The organism is Pseudomonas sp. PvP028 (assembly GCF_017832255.1).
Classification (GTDB): Bacteria; Pseudomonadota; Gammaproteobacteria; order Pseudomonadales; family Pseudomonadaceae; genus Aquipseudomonas; species Aquipseudomonas syringae.
In genome coordinates, this window is sequence record NZ_JAFIBL010000001.1 from 3283288 (window position 1) to 3308219 (window position 24932).

The following is a 24932-nucleotide window of genomic DNA, read 5'->3' on the forward strand; positions in this document are numbered from 1 at the left end:
ACGTTGAGCATCCGCCGTCTTTTTTCAGCGGTGAGGGAGGCCACTCGACTGATGGGTCCCCAGCCGCTCGCGAGTCAGTCATAGTGAATTCAGTCCCTCTCGTCAGTATTGTCATTCCCTCCTTCAATCCGCGTTTTTTCCGCGCAGCGCTGCAAAGTGCGCTGGACCAGGTCTACGACAATCTCGAAATCATCGTCTGTGATGATTGCCGTAGCGACGAGATCAAGGCGATTTTCGACGAACTGGTGGCTCCCGACAGCGACCGGGCCCGTTACCTGCGCAATCCTCAGCGCCTGGGGTTTCAGGGCAACCTGCTCAAGGGGCTGGAGCAGGCGAGCGGCGAGTACATCAAGTTTCTCTGTGACGACGACCGCCTCTATAACTACTGCATTGCGTATCAGGCGCAAACCCTTGATGCCTACAAGGACGTCCAACTCGTCGTCAGCAAGCGCCATCTGGTGGATGTCGATGATTATGTCTTGCCGGCCCGCATGGAAAACGTCGGCCTCGTGCCCTACGACGCCGTGTTCAAGGGCGAGGACATGCTGGCGATTTTCGAGCGCACGCCGCGCAATTATCTGGGCGGTTTCAGTGGTGCGCTGATGCGTCGCGCCGATGTCCAGGAGTACCTGCCGTCCATTGCGCTGCCGCAAGGTTTCGTCGCGCTGCTGGATTTCACGCTGTTTATCTGCCTGCTGCGACGCGGCAATCTGGTGGTGCTGCACAGTATCCAGAGCACCGAACGCCTGCATCCGGGGCGCTTCAGCAGTCAGGGCGATATGCACCAGAAAGCCACCACCGAATGGGGCTGGCTGAACGAAATGCTCAAGGCGCGTAGCGGCGAAGACGCACCGGCTCAGGGCTGGGTGCGTTTTCTGCCTCTGCGCCGCGCGCACGAAGAGCCGCGCGAGTGGGATGAGGTCGGCCTTTACGGGGTGATGGCTGGTCGCCAGGGCATCATGATGAGCCGCGTTGGCAGCAGCAGTGACAGCTATGCAGAGCTTTACGCCGAATGGCTGTCCTGCCGCCGGTTTTCCGAGCCGCAAAAAAAACTGCTGGAACAGCGCATCGTCAGTTGGGCCTGGCAGCCACGTATCGTGCCGGTGATCATCGATGCGGATGGCGATGCCGAGGCCCTCGATATCACCTTGCGCAGCCTGGCCGAACAGGACTATGCCGCAGACTCGGTGGTGGTGCTGACCAACGCCAGTGTCGACGATCCGCAGGTGTTGCGTTTTTCTCTGCAGCCGGACTGGGCTCGGCAACTGAACGAAGTATTGCCATTGCTGGACAGTGCCGACTGGGTCTACCTGTTGCGCGCCGGTGACCGGTTGACGCAGCCAGCGTTGTTGATTCTGGCCGAGCGTATCGCCCAGATCCCCGGGCTGCTGTGTGTCTACAGCGACGAAGGCGCGCTGGTCGAGGACGAGTCCAGAGAGCCGATTTTCAAACCCGGCTTCAACCTGGACCTGCTGCGTGCCTACCCTTATGTCGGGCGCACGCTGGCGTTCGAACGTCGAAATCTGCTCGACATGGGCGGTTTCGATCCGGCCTTCGATGAACTCGCCCCGCACGATGTGATCTGGCGTCTGGTCGAAGGGGCCGGGCCACAGAGCATCGAGCACATCGCCGAAGTGCAGGTCGAGTCGCGTCTGGCATTCGCTGACTGGCTGTCACTGCCTAGTGTCATCAAGCACAGCGAGCCTCTGGTTGCAGCCCACCTGTCACGGATCGGCAGAGAACACGTGATTCATCACGATCAGTTGCCGTTGCTCAATCGCATCGAGTACGTTCACCCGTCGCAGCCTCTGGTCTCGATCATCATCACCGCCAGGGATCAACTGGGCGCCCTGGAGCGCTGCATAGACAGTTTGCTCAGCAACACCACCTACCCGAATTACGAAGTCCTGATCGTCGACAACGCCAGCGAAAGCGCCGAAGCGCGGGCATGGTTCACGGCGATGAGTGAGCTGGGCAGCGACAAGTTGCGGATTTTTTCCCTGTCCGCAGCAGGCAGCGAGGCAGCCGCCCAGAATCATGCCGCCGGTCAGGCGCGTGGCGATTATCTGCTGATGCTCAGCGCCTATGCCCTGATCCATCAGGCGGACTGGCTGCAGGGGCTGATGCACCATGCCCAGCGCCCCGAGGTCGGGATCGTCGGTCCACGTATCCTCAATCCACAAGGCAATATTCTGTACGCAGGCATGGTCATGGGCATGGATGGCCTGGCCGGTCGGCCGTTCATCAATTTCCCTGCAGGTGCCAGTGGCTACATGCAGCGCCTGCAATTGACCCAGAACTGGAGTGCGGTCAGCGGCAATTGCCTGATGGTGCGCAAGGAGGTGTTCGACGCCGTCGGCGCACTGGAGGCGGCGACCTTCACGCAGGGGCTGCAGGATCTGGACCTGTGCATGCGCGTCGGGCACGAGGGTTACCTGATCGTCGGTACCCCGGATTCATCGCTGGTACTGGCCGAGCCTGCTGCCGCCGAACGTAACGAGACGTCTCGTCAGGTACTCGACAACGAGCAGAAATCATTCTTCCAGAAGTGGCTGCCGAAGATGGCCAGGGATCAGGCCTACAACCCCAACCTGTACCTCAACGAGGCGCTGTCGTTCACTCTGGACCCTGGTCTGCTGGCGGGCTGGAGCCCGTTCTGCACCCGGCATCTGCCGTCCATTTTCGGTATGGCGGTCAACTCCTCGGCGGTGGGGCACTACCGGGTCAGCCAGCCACTGCTGGAGTTGATGGCGGCCGGGCGGGTGGTTGGCCGAATGACTTACGAGACCGCAACACCGGTCGAAATAGAGCGCCAGTCGCCGGATGTCATCGTTTTCCAGGGCCGTTACACAGAAGCCAAGGTTCCGGACATCGAGCTGGCGAAGAACTACTCCAGTGCCATGCGTATTTTCGAGCTCGATGACTACATCGCCGATGTCCCCGAGCGCAACGAGCACAAGCGCAACATGCCGGACAACATTGGCGCCATGCTGCGCAAGGGCATAGGCCTGTGTGACCGTGTGGTGGTATCGACTCACCCGCTGGCCGAGGCGCTGTCGAGCATGCACAGCGACATTCGCGTCGTGCCGAACATGCTGGCGACCCACTTGTGGAGTAACCTCCGGACCCAGCGTCGCAGCTCGGACAAGCCGCGAATCGGCTGGGGCGGCGGCACCAGCCATCGGGGGGACCTGGAGCTGATTGCCGATGTGGTGCGCGAACTGGCTGATGAAGTCGAGTGGGTGTTCTTCGGCATGTGCCCGGATCTGCTCAAGCCCTACATCCATGAGTTCCATCCAGGGGTCAGCCTGAAAACCTACCCGGCCAAGCTCGCCAGCCTGAACCTTGATCTGGCCTTGGCACCGCTGGAATTCCATATTTTCAATGACTGCAAAAGCAACCTCAGGTTGCTGGAGTACGGCGCCTGCGGCTATCCGGTGATCTGTTCCGACACCGAGGCGTATCGCGGCCATCTGCCGGCGACCCGGGTGTACACCAACAGCTCGGAAGAATGGTTGCAGGCGATCCGCATGCACTTGTCCGACCCCAATGCCAGCTACCGCATGGGCGACGAGTTGCGCGAGACAGTACTGCGTGACTTCATGTTGCGCGGCGAAAACCTGCAGTATTGGGCCAACGGCTGGTTGCCGGACTGATCCGATCCGTTTGAACACGCACCAGCGGGTTGTCCGCTGGCACGGTCACGCTACGCTCTTGCTTCAACGCCCGCTGCGGTTGAAGGCGCAATCGATTCGTTATAAGGAAAGATCATGCAAAGCCATTCGGGAAATGAACACACCGCTTTGAATCAGCGTCTGACCCTGCTGTTGATGGCCAGGGACCAGCCAGACTTCCTGCGCCGCGCCTTGAAGTATTACAGCCAGTTTCCGTGCACCCTCATAGTGGTCGATGCGTCAGCCCAGCCTGATGCGGAGATTGCCGGCACAGCCGGCCTGCATTACCTGCACAGTGACGCGCTGGCCAGTGCCAGCCTTGGCGTCAGGGTCGCCGAGGGGCTCAAGCAGGTGACCACCCCCTTCGTGGTTCAGGCTCCTGTCGACAGTTTTTTGCTGCCTGATGCACTGAGCGCAGCGCTGAGCTTTCTTGAGGCCAACCCGACCTACGGCGCCTGTCAGGGCTACAGCCTGAGCTATCAGGCGCAGGTCGGTCAGGTGGACTATTTCCGTCGCGATCGCAAAACCTGCGAAGACTATGCCTCGGATGACGCGGGTGAGCGGGTTCTGAGTTTCATGAGCGAAAGCCTGTCGCTGCTCAGCGCAGTGACGCGTACGGAGCTGGCGCAGCAGTGGTTCACCTCGGTTACCGATGACACCGAGCCGCATTGGCAGGAAATCGGCCACATGAACTATCTGGTTGCGGCGGCTCGCCTGCGCATCCTGCCAGTCCCTCATGCGCTGCATTTCACCTCGGGCAAGCAGGCCGAGCTGCGCCATGGCGCGGCCATTGCCGCAGCCGTCAGGCACACTGATCCCAAAGCCAGGGCAGCCCGCGATGCGTTCGCCAAAAAACTCGCCGCGCTGCTCGGTGAAGGCGCGGGCTTCGACGGCGCGCAGGGCGAACAGAAGATTCAGGCCGGTCTTGCCGCCATGGGCGAGTGCCTCAAGACTCAGGGCTTCCAGGGCGATGAGAAAATCATCAGCGCGGTGTGGAATGTCGGCCTTGAGCAATCGGACGCGCTCTTCGAGCCTCGCCAGTTCGTCGAAATGCCGTTTTACAACCAGGCACTCTTCGATGAACTGGCCAGAATCGAATTCCTCATCCATCTGATGCCGGCGGGCCGTCTGCAGCTGGAAGGGGTGGAAGCGGCGCTGCTCAAGCAGGCCGAGTTGTTGCGCGAGCAGAGCAACCCGGACGCCGAGGCGCGCATCAGCCGCTTGTGGTACGCCTACGAAACCTACGCTTTCAACCTGGGCGTCGTGAAGAGCCTGATCGCGGAATTGATCAGCGGCAAAGGCAAGGACAGCGAAAAGCAGATCGAACAGGTTTCGGCGTGGAGCCAGCGTCTGCAGGCGGCATCCGCTTTCGACAATGGTCGGCTGCTCGATGGCATGGCTTCCGGTCAACTGCTCAACTGGCTCGATTCGCGCGATCCGGCGCCTGAGGCCCTCAAGCAGATCAGCGACAAGCTCGCCAGCAAACCCGCCGGGTCGCAGATCGGTATCCTGTTGCTGGACCTGGAGGCTGACGTATTCAAGCTGCAGTCCACGTTCGACAGCCTGATCAACAGTCATTACAAGGCCTTCAGGGTGGTGGTGTTCACCACCGGGGAATTGCCAGCAGTGACCACGCTGCACGATACCCTGCACTTTGTGAAAGTCACCGAAAGCAATTACGTCGACAAGATTAATCAGGTCGTCAAACAGTCGCCCAGCGACTGGCTGATGCTAGCGCAGGCCGGCGAAGAGTTCACCCGCAGCGGTCTGCTGCTGGCCAGCGCCGAGCTGATCGATGCGACGCAGTGCCGGGCTGTTGCAGTGGATGAGGTTCAGCGTCAAGCCAATGGCACGCTGGCCCCGGTGTTTCGCCCTGGTTTCAACCTTGATCTGCTGCAAAGCCTGCCAGCATTGATGGCTCGTCACTGGCTGGTGCGTCGCGAGTTGCTGGTCGAGGCGGGTGGTTACTCGCGCGAGTTTCCCGAGGCGCTGGAATTCGATCTGTTGCTGCGCTTGATCGAGCAGGGCGGCATGAGTGGCCTGGCCCATCTGAGCGAGCCGCTGCTGATCTGTGATGCGCCCGAGCTGAAAGACAATCCGGACGAACAGAAAGCGCTCAAGCGCCACCTTGGCAAGCGCGGTTATCAGGCTGAAGTCAGCTCGGCGCAGCCTGGCACCTACAAGATCGATTATCGCCACGCCCACCGGCCGGTGGTTTCGATCCTGCTGCACAGCCAGGACAACCTCCCCGAATTGCAGCGCTGCCTGCAAAGCATTCTGCAACGCACCCGCTATCAGCGTTATGAAGTGCTGATCGGTGACAACGCCAGCACTTCTGCCGAACTGTCGACCTGGCTTGACCGGCAGGAGCAGGTGTCGGGTCGGGTGCGGGTGTTCCGTACCGAACAGCGCATGAGTCCCGCGACCCTGCGCAATCTGATCAGCCAGGAAGCCGGTGGCGAATACCTGATCCTGCTGGATGCCGAAAGTCAGATCGTCAATGTCGGCTGGATCGAATCACTGCTCAACCAGGCGCAGCGCCCGGAAGTGGGTGTGGTAGGCGCCAAGCTGGTGGATGGCGAAGGCGCAGTGACTCAGGCCGGTCTGGTGCTGGGTCTGAATGGCGGTGTGGGTTCGGGGTTTGTCGGTGAGCCCAAGACCGCCACCGGCTACATGCAGCGTCTGGTGGTCGAGCAGAACTACTCTGCCGTGTCATCGGCCTGCCTGATGATTGCCAAGGAGCTGTACAACACAGTGGGTGGTCTTGATGAGGAGGCATTCGCCGAAGCGCTGGGCGATGTCGACCTGTGCCTCAAGGCTGCGCAAGCCGGCTACCTGACCGTATGGACGCCGCATGTGCAGGTGGTGCATTCCGGTGTGCTGCATGCCCCGCAGCAGGCGCGCGAAGCATTGATGGACAAGTGGTCAGCGCAGTTCGCGCAGGATGAAGCCTACAACGTCAATCTGGATCTCCACGGCAAAGGCTTCACTCTGGCCGTTTGAGTCGTTCACCCCCGTAAAACCGGCTGCTTCGCGGCCGGTTCGTCACTTTGAAGGCTTCTTCGCAGGAAGCTGCCGGCAAGCATCAAGTGCATGTTCCCTCGACGCAAATTATCCTAAAGCATGCACACGGGAGTGACCTGCGGGTCATAAAGTGCATCTCCACTGTATTGTTTTACAGGGAGCGACATGCGCCTGACTTGCTTTAACCTGCCAAGCGCCCTGAAAATGTCCGTAAATCACCCCTATTCGGTAGCGCCCCGATTTCGTCGGGACGAAAAATGACCTGTTTACTCATCGGGAAGCCATGATGATTGGCATTAAAAGCATAGCGAGTTACGTGCCTGTTGCAGGTGTTGATAACTACGCTCAAGGCGCCAGATTCGGCAAGGATGAAGAATTCATCCTTGGGAAAATCGGCTCCACCTTCCTGCCGCGCAAAGACGCCGGCCAGGAAACCTCGGATCTGTGCGTTGAGGCAGCCAACACGCTGTTTGCCAATAACCCGCAGCTCAAGCGCGAAAGCATCGATGTGCTGATCGTCGTCACCCAGAATGGCGACGAGGAAGGGCTGCCGCATACCGCAGCCATCGTTCAGGACAAGCTGGGGCTGTCGACCAACGTCGCTGCATTCGACATATCGCTGGGCTGTTCCGGCTATGTGTACGGCATTTATGCGATCAAGGGCTTCATGGAGGCGGCAGGCTTGAAAAATGGCCTGTTGATCACTGCCGATCCGTATTCGAAAATTGTCGATCAGGAAGACCGCAACACCACCATGCTGTTCGGTGACGCGGCGACAGCCACCTGGATGGGCGAGGGTGCCGAATGGCAGCTGGGCAAGGCGAAGTTCGGTACCGATGGTTCCGGTGCGCCACATCTGAAGGTCAGTAACGGCATTTTCTTCATGAACGGTCGTCAGGTGTTCAACTTCGCACTGTTGAAAGTGCCGGCGCATCTGCATGAGCTATTGGCCGAGTCGGATCTGACTCCAGACGATATCGATGCCTTCTGTATTCATCAGGGCAGTGCCGCGATCGTCGATGCGGTCGCGCGGCGCTTCGAGGACAAGCCTGAGAAGTTTCTCAAGGACATGGTCGAAACCGGCAACACCGTGTCCTCCAGTATTCCGTTGCTGATCGAAAAGCATGTGCTTGGCTCTTCGTGGAAGCGGGTCGCCTTGAGTGGCTTTGGTGTGGGACTTTCCTGGGGCTCTGCAATTATCTATAAAGACTGAGTTCGACTCGTCTTACAAAGAACGCCTGCGGATAACTCCCCGGGCGTTTTTAAATTAAACTGTGATCTCCGTCACATTTTGAACTTCGCTACGCAACACGCTTGCCTCACCCTGTTTCTCACTGTCATCAATTCCTCTCTTTTTCGTCGTGTGATTTTGCCCCAAACCCTTGTTTTATAAGGGGTGTCACGGTGATGGCAAAATATTAAAAAAAAACACTCAAGCAACCTGCCATCGCGACGATAACTATTACGAAGGTTCTCTAGGCACACCCGGCGCTTGCAGGGGCCGGAAGCCACGTAGTACCAAACCAACGAGGAATTCATCATGGCTTTAACAGTAAACACCAACGTAGCATCGTTGAACGTCCAGAAGAACCTGGGTCGCGCTTCCGACGCCCTTTCGACCTCGATGACTCGTCTGTCTTCCGGTCTGAAAATCAACAGCGCCAAAGACGACGCTGCTGGCCTGAACATCGCCACCAAGATCAACTCGCAGATCAAAGGTCAGACCATGGCGATCAAAAACGCCAACGACGGTATGTCCATTGCTCAGACCGCTGAAGGCGCGCTGCAAGAGTCGACCAACATTCTGCAACGTATGCGTGAACTGGCTGTTCAGTCGCGAAACGACAGCAACAGCGCTACTGACCGCGTTGCGCTGAACAAAGAATTCACTCAGATGAGTTCGGAACTGACCCGTATCGCCAACAGTACCAACCTGAACGGCAAAAACCTGATCGACGGTTCTGCCAGCACCATGACTTTCCAGGTTGGCTCCAACTCCGGCGCCTCGAACCAGATCACTCTGACTCTGAGCGCCAGCTTTGACGCAAACACCCTGGGTGTCGGTTCGGCAATCACCATCGTCGGTTCCGACAGTGCTGCTGCAGAGACCAACTTCTCTGCTGCAATGGCCGCTATCGACTCGGCTCTGCAGACCATCAACAACACGCGTTCTGATCTCGGTGCTGCACAAAACCGTCTGACCAGCACCATCTCCAACCTGCAGAACATCAACGAAAACGCCAGTGCTGCACTGGGTCGTATCCAGGATACCGACTTCGCTGCTGAAACTGCACAGCTGACCAAGCAACAGACCCTGCAACAGGCTTCCACCTCTGTTCTGGCTCAGGCTAACCAGCTGCCATCCGCAGTACTGAAACTGCTTCAGTAATAGCGGCGTGAGTTTTAGCGGGGGAGTACTTAACAGTGCTCTCTCGCTTTTTTACTTTCTGAGGTAATGGTCATGGATATGAGTGTGAAGTTGAACGTGACTTATCCGGCCGTTCTACCGGTGAGTCAGGCCCCTGTGCCGGATGCGTCGGTTGACAAGCCTGCTGATAAGGCGCCCGTCGAGCGCGTTGCCGCAACGGCCGAAAGTAAAGGCTCCGGTCTGCACAAGGATGATTCCAAGGACGATGCCAAAGTCAAGGCAGCCGCTGAGGACATCCAGAAGTTCTTTCACGAGGTAAAGCGCAATCTCGAGTTTTCGATTGACGAAGATTCTGGCAAAGTCATTGTCAAGGTCATTGCCAGCGACTCGGGTGAAGTGGTAAGACAGATTCCTAATGCAGAAATCCTGAAGCTGGCCGATAGCCTGAGTGATGCGAACAGTTTGTTGTTTCGCGCCAAGGCTTGAACACCGGTACGGTATTTGTTGCAGGTTGCCCGGTGCTTTGAAAGCGCAGGAAAGCCGGCGGCATTCTTGAAGGGAGAAGTAACATGGCAAGTCCAATTTCAGCTTCAACAGGCTTGGGTTCGGGCCTGGCGATCGGCAATATCGTGACGGTTCTTGTCGACGCCGAGAAGACGCCCAAGCAAAACCAGATCGACAAGCAAAGTGCCTCAACGACTGCATCGCTGTCGGGTGTCAGTCAGTTGACGTCTGCACTGGCTGCGTTCCAGAAAACACTGGACACCCTTGCCAGTTCCACCACGCCTGCCTTTCAGGGCTTTGCTGCTACGTCTTCCAATGAAGCGGTGGTCAAGGCCACAGCGGGCAACACGGCAGTCAACGGCACCTACGCGATCAACATTAGCCAGCTGGCAACGCCTTCGAAGGTGGCTACCGCCGCGCTGAGCTCGACGCAGGCGAGTGCTATTCCGAGTGGTACTCTGAAAATCACTCAAAATGGCACTGATTACAACGTGGCGATCGACAAGACCTCGACGCTGCAGGAAGTGCGCGACAAGGTCAACTCGACGCTGCAGGGTAAAGGCATCACTGCCAACATTATCAACGACAACAACGGTTCCAGGCTGGTGTTCAGTTCGACGACCACCGGCAAGGGCAGTGACATTTCGGTGACGGGGTCTTCCGGCCAGGAAGCACTTAACATTGATGGCACCAAGTTGATGAGTGCCTCGGGTACTGGCGCCGGTGCGATTACCGATGTCGCCAAGGACGCCGCATTCACGGTCGATGGCTTGAGTCTGACCAGCAAGACCAATACCGTGAGCACGGCGATTTCCGGTCTGACATTCGAGCTGGTCGCGCCCAGCGCTTCTGCTGATCCTTCGGCATCGACCAAGGTCACGGTAGCCACTAATACCGATGGTCTGAAAACGTCATTGCAGTCGTTCGTCGACTCCTACAACACACTGGTTTCTCTGGTGTCGTCGTTGACCAAGGGCACTGTCGACAGTCAGGGTAAATACACGGCCGCCGCGTTGACCGGCGATTCCACGCCGCGTGCGCTGCTGGCAACGATACGTGACCAGATTGCCACGGCTACGTCGAATGCCGGCTTGAGTTCCCTGTCGCAGTTGGGGATCAAGACTCAACAGTCTGACGGCAAGTTGACGTTGAGCACTACCGAACTCACAACAGCGCTGAGCGACAAGAAGCTGGGCAGCCAGATTCAGGCGATGTTCACCGGTGTGACCAATGCTGACGGCACCAGCTCGGGTGGCTTGATCGCACGCATGAACACTGCGCTTGAGCCGTATACGAAAGCCGATGGCGTTCTGGCTGGCAAGACCACCAGTCTTAATAAGGTGCAGACGCGACTGGCCAATGATCAGGAGGCGCTCAACCGTCGTATTACGACATTGACGGCAACCCTCACCAAGAAATACAACGCAATGGACCTGGTCGTCGGGCAGTTAAAGGCAACGGCTTCAAGCATTACTTCTATTTTTGAAGCGATGAACGCGCAGAAAAACGCCTCGTAAAACAACAGTGCAGAAGTACCAGGAACCCGACGCTGTGTCGGGTTCTTGCTTTTGGGCTAAAGTTTCTGCGCACTGCGTCGATAGCTTGAGTATCAGTATTCTGGATTTGTTACGAGGCCCATTATGAATCCGATGTTAGCGTTGCGGCAGTATCAGAAGATCGGCTCCCAGGCTCAGACCTCGGAGGCCAGTCCTCATCGTCTGGTTCAAATGTTGATGGAAGGTGGCCTCGACCGCATTGCTCAGGCCAAGGGCGCCATGGCGCGCAGGGATATCGCCAGCAAGGGCGTGCTCATCAGCAAGGCCATCGACATCGTGGGCGGCCTGCGTGAGGGGCTGGATCTGGAAAACTCGCCCAGCGATGCGCTGGTCAGGCAGGACAGCCTCTATCACTACATGATGACGCGTCTGGCGGAAGCCAACGCCCGTAATGATCAGAAGATGCTCGATGAAGTCGCCGGCCTGTTGATCACCGTCAAGGAAGGCTGGGACGCTATCGGCACCCTGCAATAATCTGCTGGCCTGAGGAGAACAATAATGAGTGCTGCGCTCAAGCGTATCGAAGAAACCCGCGAAGCCTTGGTAGGCGCGCTGGCTGATCGTGACTGGGAGGCTATCGTCAAGCTGGACCTGGCATGTCGCGAGTGCGTCGACGCGGTGGTCGGCGAAGCGCCCGACGACGAACCTGCACTGCGCAGCAACCTTGAGGAGTTATTGGGTGTCTACAGGCAACTGATTGATGTTGCAACCGGCGAGCGTCAAGCGGTTGTCGAAGAAATGACTCAAATCCAGAATGCGAAGAGCGCGACGAAGGTATACCATCTGTTTGGTTAATGTTTAATTGTCATTTTTATTGTTCGACAAGAATTTCGCCATAAATTTGACTGTGTCCGTTTTTTTGACTTAACTAGTGATGTTTACTATTTTCTGGCGTCTCAAGGTTTATACAGCTGAGAAAGCCAAGCTGCCCCCCCAATCATGGGCATTGAGTTGACTAGGGAAGTTGCTATTGCATGTGGCGTGAAATCAAGATTCTGCTAATCGATGACGATAGCCAGCGCCGCCGGGATCTGGCGGTTATCCTGAATTTTCTTGGCGAAGAAAATCTCTCCTGTTCCACTCAGGACTGGCAGCAGGTAGTCGGCTCTCTGGCGTCTCCACGAGAAGTACTGTGCGTACTTGTCGGTAGCGTAAATGCACCGGGCAGCCTGCAGGGGCTCCTTAAGACCATCGCGGCATGGGATGAGTTCCTTCCGGTGCTGCTGATGAGCGAAAATTCCTCTGTCGAATTGCCCGAGGATTTGCGCAGGCGAGTCCTCTCTGCCCTCGAAATGCCGCCCAGCTACAGCAAGCTGCTCGATTCGCTGCACCGTGCCCAGGTCTATCGCGAGATGTACGACCAGGCCCGCGAGCGCGGCCGTCATCGTGAACCGAACCTGTTCCGCAGTCTGGTAGGTACCAGCCGTGCGATTCAGCACGTGCGGCAGATGATGCAGCAGGTCGCCGACACCGATGCCAGCGTACTGATTCTTGGTGAGTCGGGGACCGGCAAGGAAGTGGTTGCGCGTAATCTGCATTACCACTCCAAGCGTCGTGATGCGCCGTTCGTGCCGGTCAACTGCGGTGCCATTCCGGCCGAACTGCTCGAAAGCGAGCTGTTCGGACATGAGAAGGGCGCGTTTACCGGCGCGATCACCAGCCGTGCCGGCCGTTTCGAGCTGGCCAACGGCGGCACATTGTTCCTCGACGAAATCGGCGACATGCCGCTGCCTATGCAGGTCAAGCTGCTGCGCGTCCTGCAGGAGCGCACGTTCGAGCGTGTGGGCAGCAACAAGACGCAGAGCATTGATGTGCGCATCATCGCTGCGACGCACAAGAATCTCGAGACCATGATCGAGCTGGGCAGCTTCCGCGAAGACCTTTACTACCGTCTCAATGTGTTCCCGATCGAAATGGCGCCGTTGCGCGAGCGTGTCGAAGACATCCCGCTGCTCATGAACGAATTGATTTCGCGTATGGAGCACGAGAAGCGCGGTTCGATTCGCTTCAACTCCGCAGCCATCATGTCGCTGTGTCGCCATGCCTGGCCGGGCAACGTCCGTGAGCTGGCCAACCTGGTCGAGCGCATGGCGATCATGCATCCGTATGGTGTGATTGGTGTGGCCGAGCTGCCAAAGAAGTTTCGCTACGTCGACGACGAAGACGAGCAGATGGTCGACAGCATGCGCAGCGAGATCGAAGAGCGTGTGGCGATCAACAGCAATACGCCGAACTTCGCTTCAGGCGCGATGCTGCCGCCTGAAGGGCTCGATCTGAAAGACTACCTCGGTGGTCTTGAGCAGGGCCTGATTCAGCAGGCACTCGACGATGCCAACGGTATCGTTGCCCGCGCTGCGGAGCGCCTGCGCATTCGTCGGACCACGCTGGTCGAGAAGATGCGCAAGTACGGTATGAGTCGTCGTGAGGGCGATGAACAGGCAGATGATTGACGCCGGTTTTTTGTGCCAAAAACCAAGCCCCTGATTTTTCAGGGGTTTTTTTTAGGCACGGGGATTGCTAAGTCTCTCTTAACACACCGTTTACTGACGGTTCGCCACGAGAGAGATGAATCATGTCCCAGGCCGCCCAACTGACTTCCGCCCTATCTGTTCAGGCTCAGTACTCCCCGGAACTGGAAAGTCGTCAGGGGCTTGAGCAGGCATTCTCGCTGTTCAATCAAATGTCGGCGCAACTGACCAATTCCTACGGCGTGCTTGAAGCGCGTGTTACCGAACTCAAGGGCGAACTGGCGCATGCCGGCGCCCAGCGTCTTCAGGAACTGGCGGAAAAAGAACGCCTGGCCAACCGCCTGCAGAATCTGCTTGATCTGTTGCCTGGTGGCGTCATCGTTATTGATGGCATGGGCGTCGTGCGAGAGGCCAATCCCGCTGCCATCGATCTGCTCGGGCAGCCGCTGCTGGGCATGCTCTGGCGTCATGTGATCAGCCGCTGCTTTGCACCCCGTGAGGACGATGGTCACGAAGTCTCGCTCAAGGACGGTCGCAGGCTCTCTATTGCCACGCGTTCGCTGGATGCCGAGCCGGGGCAGCTGGTATTGATCAATGACCTGACCGAAACCCGTCATCTTCAGGAGCAGCTGGCCCGTCACGAGCGCCTGTCTTCACTGGGGCGTATGGTCGCTTCTCTGGCGCATCAGATTCGTACACCGTTGTCCGCTGCGATGATTTACGCCAGCCACTTGACCGAGCGGGAACTGCCGGTAGAAACCCAGCAACGTTTCGCCGCGCGGCTCAAGGATCGTTTGCATGAGCTGGAGCATCAGGTTCGCGACATGCTGGTATTCGCCCGGGGCGAGCTGCCGCTGACGGATCGGCTAACCCCCGGAGCTCTGTTTCAGGCGCTGCAAAATGCTGCTGCGACGCATGTTCAGGGCGTAGCGGTGCGCTGGCAGTGCGACAGCATCGATGGCGAGCTGCTGTGCAATCGCGACACATTGGTCGGCGCACTGCTCAATCTGATTGAAAACGCCGTCCAGGCCAGCGCCGGCCGGACGCTGCTGAAAGTCCACGCCTACAGTCGCGGCAATGAGCTGCGGATCTGCTTCAGCGATAACGGCAGCGGCATTGACAAGGCTGGGCTGGCGCGCATCGGTGAGCCATTCTTTACGACCAAGACCACCGGCACAGGGCTTGGTCTGGCTGTGGTGACGGCGGTGTCGCGTGCGCATCAGGGACGCGTGCATTATTTGTCGCGGGTCGGCCGTGGTACCTGCGCCATTATCAGTCTGCCGTTGATCCCGGCTTCCAGTTCGACAGGTACTAACTGATGCCGATCAATGTGCTGCTGGTCGAGGATGATCTTTCGCTCCGGGAAGCGCTTGGGGAAACCCTCGAGCTGGCCGGTTATGACTATCAGGCGGTCGGTTCTGCCGAAGAGGCGCTAGTGGCCGCCGACGCACAGCCCTTCAGCCTGGTGATCAGTGACGTCAACATGCCGGGCATGGACGGGCACCAATTGCTGAGTCTGTTGCGCAGCCGGCATCCGCAATTGCCGGTGCTGCTGATGACCGCGCACGGCGCGGTCGAGCGTGCGGTCGATGCCATGCGCCAGGGCGCTGCGGATTACCTGGTCAAACCCTTCGAGCCCAAGGCGCTGATCGCACTGGTTGCGCGGCATGCACTGGGTCGTCTGGAGCCTGCCGAGCGCGACGGGCCGATTGCCGTGGAGCCCGCCAGTATCCAGTTGCTGAACCTGGCCAGTCGCGTGGCGAAAAGCGACTCCACCGTGTTGATCTCCGGCGAGTCCGGTACTGGTAAAGAGGTTTTGGCGCGTTTCATTCATCAAAACTCGCCCCGTGCCGATAAGCCTTTTATTGCGATCAACTGTGCAGCGATTCCGGACAACATGCTGGAAGCCACGTTATTCGGTCATGAAAAGGGTTCGTTTACCGGCGCCATTGCGGCGCAGGCCGGCAAGTTCGAGCAGGCTGACGGCGGGACGATCCTGCTGGACGAGATTTCCGAAATGCCGCTGGGGCTGCAAGCCAAATTGCTGCGTGTGTTGCAGGAACGCGAAGTCGAGCGCGTAGGGGCGCGCAAGCCGATCGTTCTGGACATTCGCGTCGTGGCGACCACCAACCGCGATCTGGCGGGCGAAGTAGCGGCGGGGCGCTTTCGTGAGGATCTGTTTTATCGCCTGTCGGTATTTCCACTGGCATGGCAGGCGTTGCGTCAAAGGACTGCCGATATTCTGCCGTTGGCCGAGCGGCTTCTGGCCAAGCACGTCAATAAAATGAAGCACGCGCCGGTTCGTCTTTCTGCAGAAGCGCAGCAGTGTCTGGTGAGCTATCCATGGCCCGGGAATGTGCGGGAACTGGATAACGCAGTACAGCGGGCCTTGATTCTGCAGCAGGGCGGGGTGATTCAGGCGCAGGATTTCTGTCTGTCCGGGCCGGTTACCAGCTTGCCTGTTGCCGCACCCGCCGAGGCTGCAGCGGCTGTGACCGTCACTACCGTGGCGGAGAACGCAGGGACCGGCGTTAGTCCGGAATCTGCCGGCGCGCTGGGCGATGACCTCAGGCGTCATGAGTTTCAAATGATCATCGACACCCTGCGTTCTGAACGGGGACGTCGCAAGGAGGCTGCGGAACGCCTGGGTATCAGCCCACGTACATTGCGTTACAAGCTGGCGCAGATGCGTGACGCTGGAATGGATGTGGAAGCCTATCTGTTTGCCACATGAAGGAAGCACACTGATTGCCGTTCCCGATCGGCGGTCACTGAATATTTTTGCTGTGATGCAAGTCTGAAATACACCCGACGCCCCGTAAATAAGGGCGATTCGGCGTGATCTCGTGTCAAGTGACATGATGCACTTATCTGGTGTGGCAAATAGCCGCCATCTAGCTGGCATCGTTGTTGCTATACCTTCTGTACCCGCTGAATCAGTGTCAAAAATTTGCGGGCCTTACGAGAGATATGTCCATGAGCCAAGGTGTTGAATTTAATCGCTTGATGTTGGATATGCGGGCCATGCAGATGGATGCGATGTCTGCGCCCAAGCCCGTGTCCGGTGCGCAGGAAGCCGGTGCCAGCAGCTTCGCTGACATGCTTGGTCAGGCCGTCAACAAGGTCGCGCAGACCCAGCAGGCTTCCAGCCAGTTGGCCAATGCATTCGAAGTCGGCAAGAGCGGCGTGGATCTGACCGACGTCATGATTTCGTCGCAGAAAGCCAGTGTGTCTTTTCAGGCGTTGACCCAGGTACGTAACAAGCTGGTTCAAGCTTACCAAGACATCATGCAGATGCCGGTTTAAGGGACGTACTGAGTCATGGCCGAAGCAGCTGCCGATACCGTTCCTGCAAGAGCGGGCGCTTCCGAAAGAAAACCGTTGTTCGGTATGTCTTTTCTGGAAAATCTTTCCGAAATGACCATGCTGCGGCAGATCGGCCTCATGGTCGGTCTTGCCGCGAGCGTGGCCATCGGCTTTGCCGTGGTGCTCTGGTCCCAACAGCCTGACTATCGTCCGCTTTATGGCAGTCTGGCGGGCATGGACAGCAAGCAGATCATGGACACCCTGACTGCAGCTAACATCAACTACACCGTCGAGCCGAACTCCGGTGCGCTGCTGGTCAAGTCCGATGATGTGCAGCGTGCCCGCATCCAGCTGGCCCAGGCGGGCGTGGTACAGAACGACGCCAACATCGGCTTCGAAATCCTCGATAAGGATCAGGGCCTGGGCACCAGCCAGTTCATGGAAGCCACGCGTTATCGTCGCGGGCTGGAAGGCGAACTGGCGCGTACCATTTCTGCGTTGAACAACGTCAAGGGTGCGCGCGTGCACCTGGCCATTCCGAAAAGCTCGGTGTTTGTTCGTGATGACCGTAAGCCAAGCGCCTCGGTACTGGTCGAGCTGTACGCCGGTCGCTCGCTGGAGCCGAGCCAGGTGCTGGCCATTATCAATCTGGTCGCCACCAGCGTTCCCGAATTGAGCAAGTCGCAGATTACCGTCGTCGACCAGAAGGGCGCGCTGCTTTCTGATCAGGCGGAAAACTCCGAGCTGACCATGGCTGGCAAGCAGTTTGACTACAGCCGGCGCATGGAAGGCATGCTGACCCAGCGTGTGCAGAACATCCTGCAGCCGATCCTGGGTAATGACCGCTACAAGGCCGAGGTCTCGGCGGTGGTTGATTTCAGCGCTGTCGAATCGACCGCCGAAAGCTTCAACCCTGACCAGCCTGCCTTGCGCAGCGAGCAGTCGGTCAATGAACAACGTTCCAGCAGCTCAAGCTCGGGCGGCGTTCCGGGGGCGCTGAGCAACCAGCCGCCCGGCCCGGCGACGGCTCCGCAGACTGCAGGTGCTGGTGCCGCCGGTGCTGCCGGCCCCATTGCGCCTGGCCAGCCCCTGCTGGATGCCAATGGTCAGCAGATCATGGACCCGGCAACCGGTCAGCCCGCGTTGGCGCCTTACCCGGCCGACAAGCGCGTGCAGTCGACCAAGAACTTCGAGCTTGACCGTTCTATCAGTCACACCAAGCAGCAGCAGGGCCGTCTGACCCGTCTTTCGGTCGCGGTAGTGGTCGACGACATGGTCAAGACCAACGCGGCCAATGGCGAAGTCAGCCGTGCTCCGTGGAGCGCGGCGGATCTGGCGCGCTTCACGCGTCTGGTGCAGGATGCCGTCGGTTTCGACGCCAGCCGCGGTGACAGCGTCAGCGTGATCAACGTGCCGTTCTCCAGCGAACGCGCTGAAGTGCTGCCTGAAGCGTCGTTCTATTCGCAACCCTGGTTCTGGGACATCGTCAAGCAGGCTGTTGGCGTGATCTTCATCCTGATTCTGGTGTTCGGTGTGCTGCGCCCGGTGTTGAACAACATCACCAACGGCAAGCGCAAGGAACTGGCAGGTTTCGGTGGCGACGCCGAGCTAGGTGGCATGGGCGGTCTGGACGGCGAATTGTCCAACGATCGTGTAAGCCTGGGCGGCCCGCAGAGCATTCTGCTGCCGAGCCCGACCGAAGGCTATGACGCACAGCTGAATGCAATCAAGAGTTTGGTGGCTGAGGATCCTGGCCGTGTGGCTCAGGTTGTGAAAGAGTGGATCAACACTGATGAATGAACGAGCCATGGTAGCCAAACTCTCCAAAGTTGAAAAAGCGGCTGTACTGTTGCTCTCGCTGGGCGAAACCGATGCGGCTCAGGTGCTCCGGCACATGGGCCCCAAGGAAGTCCAGAAGGTGGGCGTAGCGATGGCGCAGATGCGCAATGTGCATCGCGAGCAGGTCGAAGAGGTCATGAGCGAGTTCGTCGACATCGTTGGCGATCAGACCAGCCTTGGCGTCGGTTCCGATGGCTATATCCGCAAGATGCTGACTCAGGCACTGGGCGAGGACAAGGCCAACGGCCTGATCGACCGGATCCTGCTGGGTGGCAATACCAGCGGTCTGGACAGCCTCAAGTGGATGGAGCCGCGTGCCGTTGCCGACGTTATCCGTTTCGAGCACCCACAGATTCAGGCCATCGTGGTCGCCTATCTCGACGCCGATCAGGCGGGCGAGGTGCTTGGGCATTTCGATCACAAGGTCCGCCTCGATATCATCCTGCGGGTGTCGTCGCTCAACACCGTACAGCCAGCGGCTCTCAAGGAATTGAACCAGATTCTCGAGAAGCAGTTCTCCGGTAACGCCAACACGTCGCGTACCACACTGGGTGGTATCAAGCGTGCGGCCGATATCATGAACTTCCTCGACAGCTCGATCGAAGGTTCACTTATGGATTCGATCCGCGAGGTCGACGAAGACCTGTCGGTGCAGATCGAAGACCTCATGTTCGTCTTCAACAATCTTTCCGATGTGGACGATCGCGGTATCCAGGCGCTGCTGCGCGAAGTATCCTCGGACGTGCTGGTACTGGCCCTCAAGGGCTCGGACGAAGCGATCAAGGAAAAAATCTTCAAGAACATGTCCAAGCGTGCCTCCGAGCTGCTGCGCGACGACCTGGAAGCAAAAGGTCCGGTGCGTGTCAGCGATGTGGAAACCGCCCAGAAAGAAATCCTCACCATCGCGCGTCGTATGGCCGAGGCCGGCGAGATCGTACTCGGTGGCAAGGGTGGCGAGGAAATGATCTAAGGATTCAGCCGACTCATGTCCAGTTCCAATAAAGAATCGGCCAGCGACCTCATTCGCGCCAAGGACGCCGGGTTGCTCGATATCTGGGCGTTGCCCAGCTTCGATCCGCACGTCGAGCCCGAACCTGAACCGGAGCCCGAGCAGCTCGACGAACCGGCCGAGATGGAAGAAGTGCCGCTGGATGAAGTCCAGCCACTGACCCTGGAAGAGCTGGAAAGTATCCGCCAGGAGGCCTGGAACGAAGGCTTTGCCACCGGTGAAAAGGAAGGTTTCCACAGCACTCAACTAAAAGTGCGTCAGGAGGCTGAGGTCGTTCTTGCGGCAAAAGTCGCCAGCCTGGAACAACTGATGAGCAACCTGCTGACACCTATCGCCGAGCAGGACACCCAGATCGAGAAGGCCGTCATTCACCTGGTCGAGCACATCGCGCGCCAGGTGATTCAGCGTGAACTGGTTACCGACTCGGCACAGATTGCCAGCGTCCTGCGCGATGCCCTCAAGCTCTTGCCGATGGGCGCGCAGAACGTGCGAATTTTCATAAACCCTCAGGATTTTCTGCTGGTCAAGGCCATGCGCGAACGTCACGAGGAGTCCTGGAAGATCGTCGAAGATGAAGACCTGCTGCCGGGTGGTTGTCGGATCGAAACCGAACATAGCCGTATCGACGCCAGCGTCGAAACGCGCATCGCCCTGGCAATTTCCAAGATGCACGACCAGTTGCATGAGCAGGTAACCCATCCTGCGGCAGCCGATCTGAGTATCGATCTGCAAGCCTCGCCAGGTGCAGTGCCTACTGCTGACGAATCCGACGCGGACACCCTCAATGCGCCTTGATCGCACCAGTTTCGCCAAGCGCCTCGGTTCCTATGCCGAGTCAATCAGCCTGCCTGTCCAGCCCGTAGTGGAAGGCCGCCTGCTGCGCATGGTGGGTCTGACGCTTGAGGCCGAGGGCCTGCGCGCGGCGATGGGCAGCCGCTGTGTGGTCATCAATGACGACAGTCATCACCCGGTGGAAGTCGAAGCCGAAGTGATGGGTTTTTCCGGTGGCAAGGTGTTTCTGATGCCGGTCGGCAGCGTGGCCGGCATCGCGCCTGGCGCACGGGTTGTGCCGCTGGCCGATACCGGTCGGTTGCCGATGGGCATGAGCATGTTGGGCCGGGTGCTCGATGGCGCTGGTCGTCCGCTGGATGGTCGCTCGCCGATCAAGGCCGAAGACTGGGTACCGATGGATGGCCCGACCATCAACCCGCTCAAGCGTGACCCCATCAGTCGGCCGCTGGATGTCGGCATTCGGTGCATCAACGGTTTATTGACGGTGGGCCGCGGTCAGCGTCTCGGGCTATTTGCCGGTACGGGCGTGGGCAAGAGTGTGCTGCTCGGCATGATGACGCGCTTCACCGAGGCGGACATCATCGTCGTCGGCCTGATCGGTGAGCGGGGCCGTGAGGTCAAGGAGTTCATCGAGCACATCCTCGGCGAAGAGGGCCTGAAGCGTTCGGTCGTCGTCGCTTCGCCAGCCGATGATGCGCCACTTATGCGCTTGCGTGCAGCGATGTATTGCACGCGAATCGCCGAATACTTTCGTGACAAGGGCAAGAATGTCCTGTTGCTGATGGACTCCCTGACCCGTTTTGCTCAGGCTCAGCGGGAAATCGCGCTGGCCATTGGCGAGCCGCCGGCCACCAAGGGCTATCCGCCTTCGGTATTCGCCCGTTTGCCCAAGCTGGTGGAGCGCGCTGGCAATGCCGAGGCGGGTGGTGGTTCGATCACCGCGTTTTACACGGTGCTCTCGGAGGGTGATGATCAGCAGGACCCGATTGCCGACTCGGCGCGTGGTGTGCTTGACGGTCACATCGTACTGTCCCGGCGCTTGGCCGAAGAGGGGCATTACCCGGCCATCGATATTGAAGCGTCCATCAGCCGGGTCATGCCTGCAGTGGTCAGCCCTGAACACATGGCGCGTGCCCAGCATTTCAAACAGCTGTGGTCGCGCTATCAGCAGACCCGCGACCTCATCAGCGTCGGTGCTTACGTGGCCGGTGGCGACCGGGAAACCGACATGGCGATCGCGCTGCACCCGGTGCTGGTGCGCTACCAGCGCCAGGGCCTGCGTGAAAACGAAAGCATAGAAGGCAGCAGCGAGGCGCTGGCGTCGATTTTCGCACCAGCGCCTGGCGGCTGATAAGCCATGGCCCAGAGTCGAGCGGCGCGTCTGGCGCCGGTGGTCGAGATGGCAGAAGCCGCCGAGCGAACCGCCGCCCAGCGCCTTGGGCACTTCCAGGGGCAGGTCAACCTTGCCAATAACAAGCTGCAGGAGCTTGACCAGTTTCGTCAGGATTATCAGCAGCAATGGTTGCAGCGCGGCAGTGCCGGGGTTTCCGGGCAATGGCTGCTGGGCTACCAGCGCTTTCTCAGTCAGCTCGATGTCGCCGTTGCCCAGCAATACAAAAGTCTCGAATGGCACAAGGCCAATCTGGATCGGGCGCGCAGCGCCTGGCAGGATTGCTATGCGCGTGTGGAGGGCTTGCGCAAGCTGGTGCAGCGCTACATGGACGAGGCGCGCAGGCTGGAGGACAAGCGCGAGCAGAAATTGCTCGACGAGTTGTCGCAGCGTCTGCCTCGCCATGAACAATTCTGACGTTTGACTCAATCAGACCCGCAGCAATCTCTCGGGCTGGTCTACGCTATCAATGTCTCGGTGATGAAACACCTCGAGGTTCCCATGACAGTCACTTCCAAACTTTCTGACGACGGCCGGACGCTGATCCTTGAAATCGAAGGACGCTTCGATTTCAACTCCCATCAGGCGTTTCGCGCTGCCTATGAGGACCATCCGCAGTCATTGAATTACGTGGTCGACCTGCGCGGTACGCATTATCTGGACAGCTCGGCGCTGGGGATGCTGTTGTTGCTGCGCGATCATGCTGGCGGTGACAAGGCGTTGGTGCGCCTGGTCAACTGCACGCCTGATGTGCTGAAGATTCTGGCCATTTCCAATTTCTCGAAGCTGTTCGAATTGAGCATACCCAGTGCAGTCAGCCCCGAAAAAACTGTGCATTCTGATCGCTGATGACAGCACCAGTGACCGCTTGCTGCTTTCAACTATCGTTGCGCGGCAGGGTCACCGGGTTCTCAGCGCGGGCAACGGTGTCGAAGCGGTTGCCATCTTCAAGGCCGAAAGCCCGCAGTTGATTCTGATGGACGCCATGATGCCGGTCATGGATGGTTTCGAAGCGGCGCGAAGAATCAAGGCAATGGCCGGCGAATCGCTGGTGCCGATCATCTTCCTGACCTCGCTCACCGAAGGCGAAGCGCTCGCACGCTGCCTGGATGCCGGTGGCGACGATTTCATGTCCAAGCCTTACAACCCGCTGGTATTGGCCGCCAAGATCAACGCCATGAACCGCTTGCGGGTATTGCACGAAACCGTCCGCCAGCAGCGTGACCAGATCGCCAGGCATCATGAGTATCTGCTCAATGAGCAGCGTGTCGCCAAGGCGGTGTTCGATCAGATCGCCCACGCCGGTTGCCTGGGGGCGAGCAATATCCGCTACCTTCAGTCTCCCTACGCATTGTTCAACGGCGACCTGATGCTCGCCGCTTATACGCCAGCCGGGCACATGCAGGTGCTGCTCGGGGATTTCACCGGACATGGCTTGCCGGCGGCGGTGGGTGCCATGCCACTTGCCGAGGTGTTCTACGGCATGACCGCCAAGGGCTATGGTCTGGTTGAAATCCTCCGTGAAATGAACGCCAAGCTCAAACGCATCCTCCCGGTCGACATGTTTTGTTGTGCGACGCTGCTGTGTATCAATCTGCCGCAGCGGCAGGTTGAGGTCTGGAGTGGCGGCTTGCCGGACGGTTACCTGTTGCGCGGCGTGCAGGGCGAGCATGTGCCGCTGGCTTCGAATCATCTGCCATTGGGTGTATTGAGCGTCGATGCCTTCGACGCGCGCACTGACGTGTATCCGTTGGCACCGGGTGATCGCATATTTCTGTTGTCCGACGGCGTGCTCGACACCAGTAACAGCCAGGAGGAGCTGTTCGGTGCGCAGCGTCTGCGAGAGGTTCTGTCTGCCAATCGCGAACCGCAGTTGCTGATCGAAGAGATCCTCGAGGCGCTCAACGAATTTGGCGGCAAGGCGCGTGACGATGTCAGCCTTCTGGAAGTCAGCGCTGTCGAGGCGCCGCTGAAAAGTCTGCCAGCGATGATGTATTCGGACAGCGGTGCATCCAGCCCGCTGGACTGGTCGGCCAGCTTCGAGTTTCGTGCCTCGACCCTCAAGCGTTTCAACCCACTGCCTTATGTGCTGCAACTGCTGCTGGAGGTTCATGGCCTGCGTGATCAGGGGGCCGCACTGCACATGGTGCTTGGCGAGCTGTACAGCAATGCGCTGGAGCATGGTGTGCTAGCGCTGGATTCGTCGCTCAAGCACGATGCAGCAGGTTTCGCGCTTTATTACCAGCAGCGCGCAGAGCGTCTCGACAGGCTGCAGTCCGGCTTCATCCGGGTGACCCTGCAGGTCGAAACGGTCGCGCAGGGCGGTCGGCTGACCCTCAGCGTCGAGGACAGCGGCCAGGGATTCGATGTGGAAAAGATCCGGACGCCGACGTCTGCCAGCAATGAACTGTATGGTCGCGGACTGCACCTGGTCTGCGAATTGAGCCGCGAGGCCAGGTGGTCCAGGGATGGCAGGACGGCCTGCGTGGAATTTTCCTGGAAGGGAGTGGCATAATCCTCGCCTGGAGTCTTGATCAAGGAGTGAACAAGTGTCGATTCATCTGGATTACAGCGTATTGAATGCCTTGCAGGAGGTCATGGAGGAGGAATATCCGACCTTGCTGGATGTTTTTCTCAAGGATTCCGAGCAGCGTATCGCGCAACTGCGCCTGGCTGTCGGGTCGCACGATCCTGATTTTCAGGAGTTGAGCCTGACCGCTCACAGTTTCAAGGGCAGCAGCAGCAACATGGGCGCCTTGCAGCTTTCCGAGCTGTGTCGTCAGCTCGAGGACCAGGCTCGCCAGCAGCAGTTCGCAGGCCTGGCAGAGCTGATTCGCACGATCGACAGCGAATACATGACGATTCGCGGGCTGTTCAATTCCGAGCGGCAGCTGTTCGTCAGTTGAGTCCTGACGTCACCCCGTTGATTCCCGTTACCAGGGATCATTTAAAAATTGGCCCGCATATTGCTAGCTACTCCGGTAAGGCGATAACCAGCAGCT

The 24932-nt window shown here is 58.8% G+C and carries 20 protein-coding genes; all 20 read left to right on the forward strand.

Going from position 1 to position 24932, the window contains the following annotated elements:
* The first annotated feature begins 83 nt into the window (after nt 1–83).
* Complete coding sequence (locus JOE34_RS14580) at nt 84–3656, forward strand: glycosyltransferase (RefSeq protein WP_046266340.1); 3573 nt, start codon at nt 84–86, stop codon at nt 3654–3656.
* Between the two features lie 114 nt (nt 3657–3770).
* On the forward strand, nt 3771–6677 hold the full coding sequence (locus JOE34_RS14585; RefSeq protein ID WP_209996015.1) for a TIGR00180 family glycosyltransferase: 2907 nt from the start codon (nt 3771–3773) through the stop codon (nt 6675–6677).
* Nucleotides 6678–6984: 307 nt separating this feature from the next.
* Nucleotides 6985–7911: a ketoacyl-ACP synthase III gene (locus JOE34_RS14590; protein WP_010425391.1), complete on the forward strand. Its 927-nt coding sequence runs from the start codon at nt 6985–6987 to the stop codon at nt 7909–7911.
* A 327-nt stretch (nt 7912–8238) separates the two neighbouring features.
* Nucleotides 8239–9087 (forward strand): flagellin domain-containing protein, encoded by an 849-nt coding sequence (locus JOE34_RS14595; protein ID WP_003316798.1) that lies wholly within the window; start codon nt 8239–8241, stop codon nt 9085–9087.
* A 72-nt stretch (nt 9088–9159) separates the two neighbouring features.
* On the forward strand, nt 9160–9552 hold the full coding sequence (locus tag JOE34_RS14600) for a flagellar protein FlaG (protein WP_003316799.1): 393 nt from the start codon (nt 9160–9162) through the stop codon (nt 9550–9552).
* An 83-nt stretch (nt 9553–9635) separates the two neighbouring features.
* The gene (fliD, locus tag JOE34_RS14605) at nt 9636–11087 is read left to right on the forward strand and encodes a flagellar filament capping protein FliD (RefSeq protein ID WP_003422158.1); all 1452 of its coding nucleotides are present in this window, start codon (nt 9636–9638) and stop codon (nt 11085–11087) included.
* Between the two features lie 123 nt (nt 11088–11210).
* On the forward strand, nt 11211–11600 hold the full coding sequence (gene fliS, locus JOE34_RS14610) for a flagellar export chaperone FliS (protein ID WP_003316801.1): 390 nt from the start codon (nt 11211–11213) through the stop codon (nt 11598–11600).
* A 24-nt stretch (nt 11601–11624) separates the two neighbouring features.
* A complete protein-coding gene (gene fliT / locus JOE34_RS14615; protein ID WP_003391333.1) occupies nt 11625–11921 on the forward strand; it encodes a flagellar protein FliT in 297 nt (98 codons plus the stop codon).
* A gap of 179 nt (nt 11922–12100) precedes the next feature.
* Entirely contained in the window at nt 12101–13576 is a 1476-nt protein-coding gene (gene fleQ / locus JOE34_RS14620; RefSeq protein ID WP_003422160.1) for a transcriptional regulator FleQ, read from the forward strand.
* Nucleotides 13577–13698: 122 nt separating this feature from the next.
* The gene (locus JOE34_RS14625; protein ID WP_010425388.1) at nt 13699–14913 is read left to right on the forward strand and encodes an ATP-binding protein; all 1215 of its coding nucleotides are present in this window, start codon (nt 13699–13701) and stop codon (nt 14911–14913) included.
* Complete coding sequence (locus JOE34_RS14630; protein WP_122336114.1) at nt 14913–16328, forward strand: sigma-54 dependent transcriptional regulator; 1416 nt, start codon at nt 14913–14915, stop codon at nt 16326–16328. The genes JOE34_RS14625 and JOE34_RS14630 overlap by 1 nt, the downstream gene beginning before the upstream one ends.
* A gap of 242 nt (nt 16329–16570) precedes the next feature.
* On the forward strand, nt 16571–16900 hold the full coding sequence (gene fliE / locus JOE34_RS14635; RefSeq protein ID WP_003344011.1) for a flagellar hook-basal body complex protein FliE: 330 nt from the start codon (nt 16571–16573) through the stop codon (nt 16898–16900).
* A gap of 15 nt (nt 16901–16915) precedes the next feature.
* Complete coding sequence (fliF, locus tag JOE34_RS14640; RefSeq protein WP_024682836.1) at nt 16916–18700, forward strand: flagellar basal-body MS-ring/collar protein FliF; 1785 nt, start codon at nt 16916–16918, stop codon at nt 18698–18700.
* Nucleotides 18693–19709, forward strand: a complete 1017-nt coding sequence (fliG, locus tag JOE34_RS14645; protein ID WP_003316807.1) for a flagellar motor switch protein FliG — start codon at nt 18693–18695, stop codon at nt 19707–19709. The genes fliF and fliG overlap by 8 nt, the downstream gene beginning before the upstream one ends.
* A 15-nt stretch (nt 19710–19724) precedes the next feature.
* The gene (fliH, locus tag JOE34_RS14650; protein WP_010425382.1) at nt 19725–20543 is read left to right on the forward strand and encodes a flagellar assembly protein FliH; all 819 of its coding nucleotides are present in this window, start codon (nt 19725–19727) and stop codon (nt 20541–20543) included.
* Nucleotides 20533–21891, forward strand: a complete 1359-nt coding sequence (gene fliI / locus JOE34_RS14655; protein ID WP_003391356.1) for a flagellar protein export ATPase FliI — start codon at nt 20533–20535, stop codon at nt 21889–21891. The genes fliH and fliI overlap by 11 nt, the downstream gene beginning before the upstream one ends.
* A gap of 6 nt (nt 21892–21897) precedes the next feature.
* Nucleotides 21898–22347: a flagellar export protein FliJ gene (fliJ, locus tag JOE34_RS14660; RefSeq protein ID WP_002554288.1), complete on the forward strand. Its 450-nt coding sequence runs from the start codon at nt 21898–21900 to the stop codon at nt 22345–22347.
* Between the two features lie 84 nt (nt 22348–22431).
* Nucleotides 22432–22779 (forward strand): STAS domain-containing protein, encoded by a 348-nt coding sequence (locus JOE34_RS14665; RefSeq protein WP_003344003.1) that lies wholly within the window; start codon nt 22432–22434, stop codon nt 22777–22779.
* Nucleotides 22739–24445: a fused response regulator/phosphatase gene (locus tag JOE34_RS14670; protein ID WP_010425377.1), complete on the forward strand. Its 1707-nt coding sequence runs from the start codon at nt 22739–22741 to the stop codon at nt 24443–24445. Before JOE34_RS14665 ends, JOE34_RS14670 begins: the two co-directional genes overlap by 41 nt.
* Nucleotides 24446–24479: 34 nt before the next feature.
* A complete protein-coding gene (locus tag JOE34_RS14675; protein WP_010425376.1) occupies nt 24480–24836 on the forward strand; it encodes an Hpt domain-containing protein in 357 nt (118 codons plus the stop codon).
* The last annotated feature ends 96 nt before the right edge of the window (nt 24837–24932 follow it).

What these genes read in the sequence shown, in the direction of transcription:
- fliS (WP_003316801.1), top strand. Translation starts at nt 11,211, where the DNA reads ATGAATCCGATGTTAGCGTTGCGGCAGTATCAGAAGATCGGCTCCCAG.
- JOE34_RS14590 (WP_010425391.1), top strand. Translation starts at nt 6,985, where the DNA reads ATGATTGGCATTAAAAGCATAGCGAGTTACGTGCCTGTTGCAGGTGTT.
- JOE34_RS14585 (WP_209996015.1), top strand. Translation starts at nt 3,771, where the DNA reads ATGCAAAGCCATTCGGGAAATGAACACACCGCTTTGAATCAGCGTCTG.
- fliD (WP_003422158.1), top strand. Translation starts at nt 9,636, where the DNA reads ATGGCAAGTCCAATTTCAGCTTCAACAGGCTTGGGTTCGGGCCTGGCG.
- JOE34_RS14595 (WP_003316798.1), top strand. Translation starts at nt 8,239, where the DNA reads ATGGCTTTAACAGTAAACACCAACGTAGCATCGTTGAACGTCCAGAAG.
- fliI (WP_003391356.1), top strand. Translation starts at nt 20,533, where the DNA reads ATGCGCCTTGATCGCACCAGTTTCGCCAAGCGCCTCGGTTCCTATGCC.
- fliH (WP_010425382.1), top strand. Translation starts at nt 19,725, where the DNA reads ATGTCCAGTTCCAATAAAGAATCGGCCAGCGACCTCATTCGCGCCAAG.
- fleQ (WP_003422160.1), top strand. Translation starts at nt 12,101, where the DNA reads ATGTGGCGTGAAATCAAGATTCTGCTAATCGATGACGATAGCCAGCGC.
- fliG (WP_003316807.1), top strand. Translation starts at nt 18,693, where the DNA reads ATGAATGAACGAGCCATGGTAGCCAAACTCTCCAAAGTTGAAAAAGCG.
- JOE34_RS14625 (WP_010425388.1), top strand. Translation starts at nt 13,699, where the DNA reads ATGTCCCAGGCCGCCCAACTGACTTCCGCCCTATCTGTTCAGGCTCAG.
- fliT (WP_003391333.1), top strand. Translation starts at nt 11,625, where the DNA reads ATGAGTGCTGCGCTCAAGCGTATCGAAGAAACCCGCGAAGCCTTGGTA.
- JOE34_RS14630 (WP_122336114.1), top strand. Translation starts at nt 14,913, where the DNA reads ATGCCGATCAATGTGCTGCTGGTCGAGGATGATCTTTCGCTCCGGGAA.
- JOE34_RS14600 (WP_003316799.1), top strand. Translation starts at nt 9,160, where the DNA reads ATGGATATGAGTGTGAAGTTGAACGTGACTTATCCGGCCGTTCTACCG.
- fliF (WP_024682836.1), top strand. Translation starts at nt 16,916, where the DNA reads ATGGCCGAAGCAGCTGCCGATACCGTTCCTGCAAGAGCGGGCGCTTCC.
- JOE34_RS14665 (WP_003344003.1), top strand. Translation starts at nt 22,432, where the DNA reads ATGACAGTCACTTCCAAACTTTCTGACGACGGCCGGACGCTGATCCTT.
- fliE (WP_003344011.1), top strand. Translation starts at nt 16,571, where the DNA reads ATGAGCCAAGGTGTTGAATTTAATCGCTTGATGTTGGATATGCGGGCC.
- fliJ (WP_002554288.1), top strand. Translation starts at nt 21,898, where the DNA reads ATGGCCCAGAGTCGAGCGGCGCGTCTGGCGCCGGTGGTCGAGATGGCA.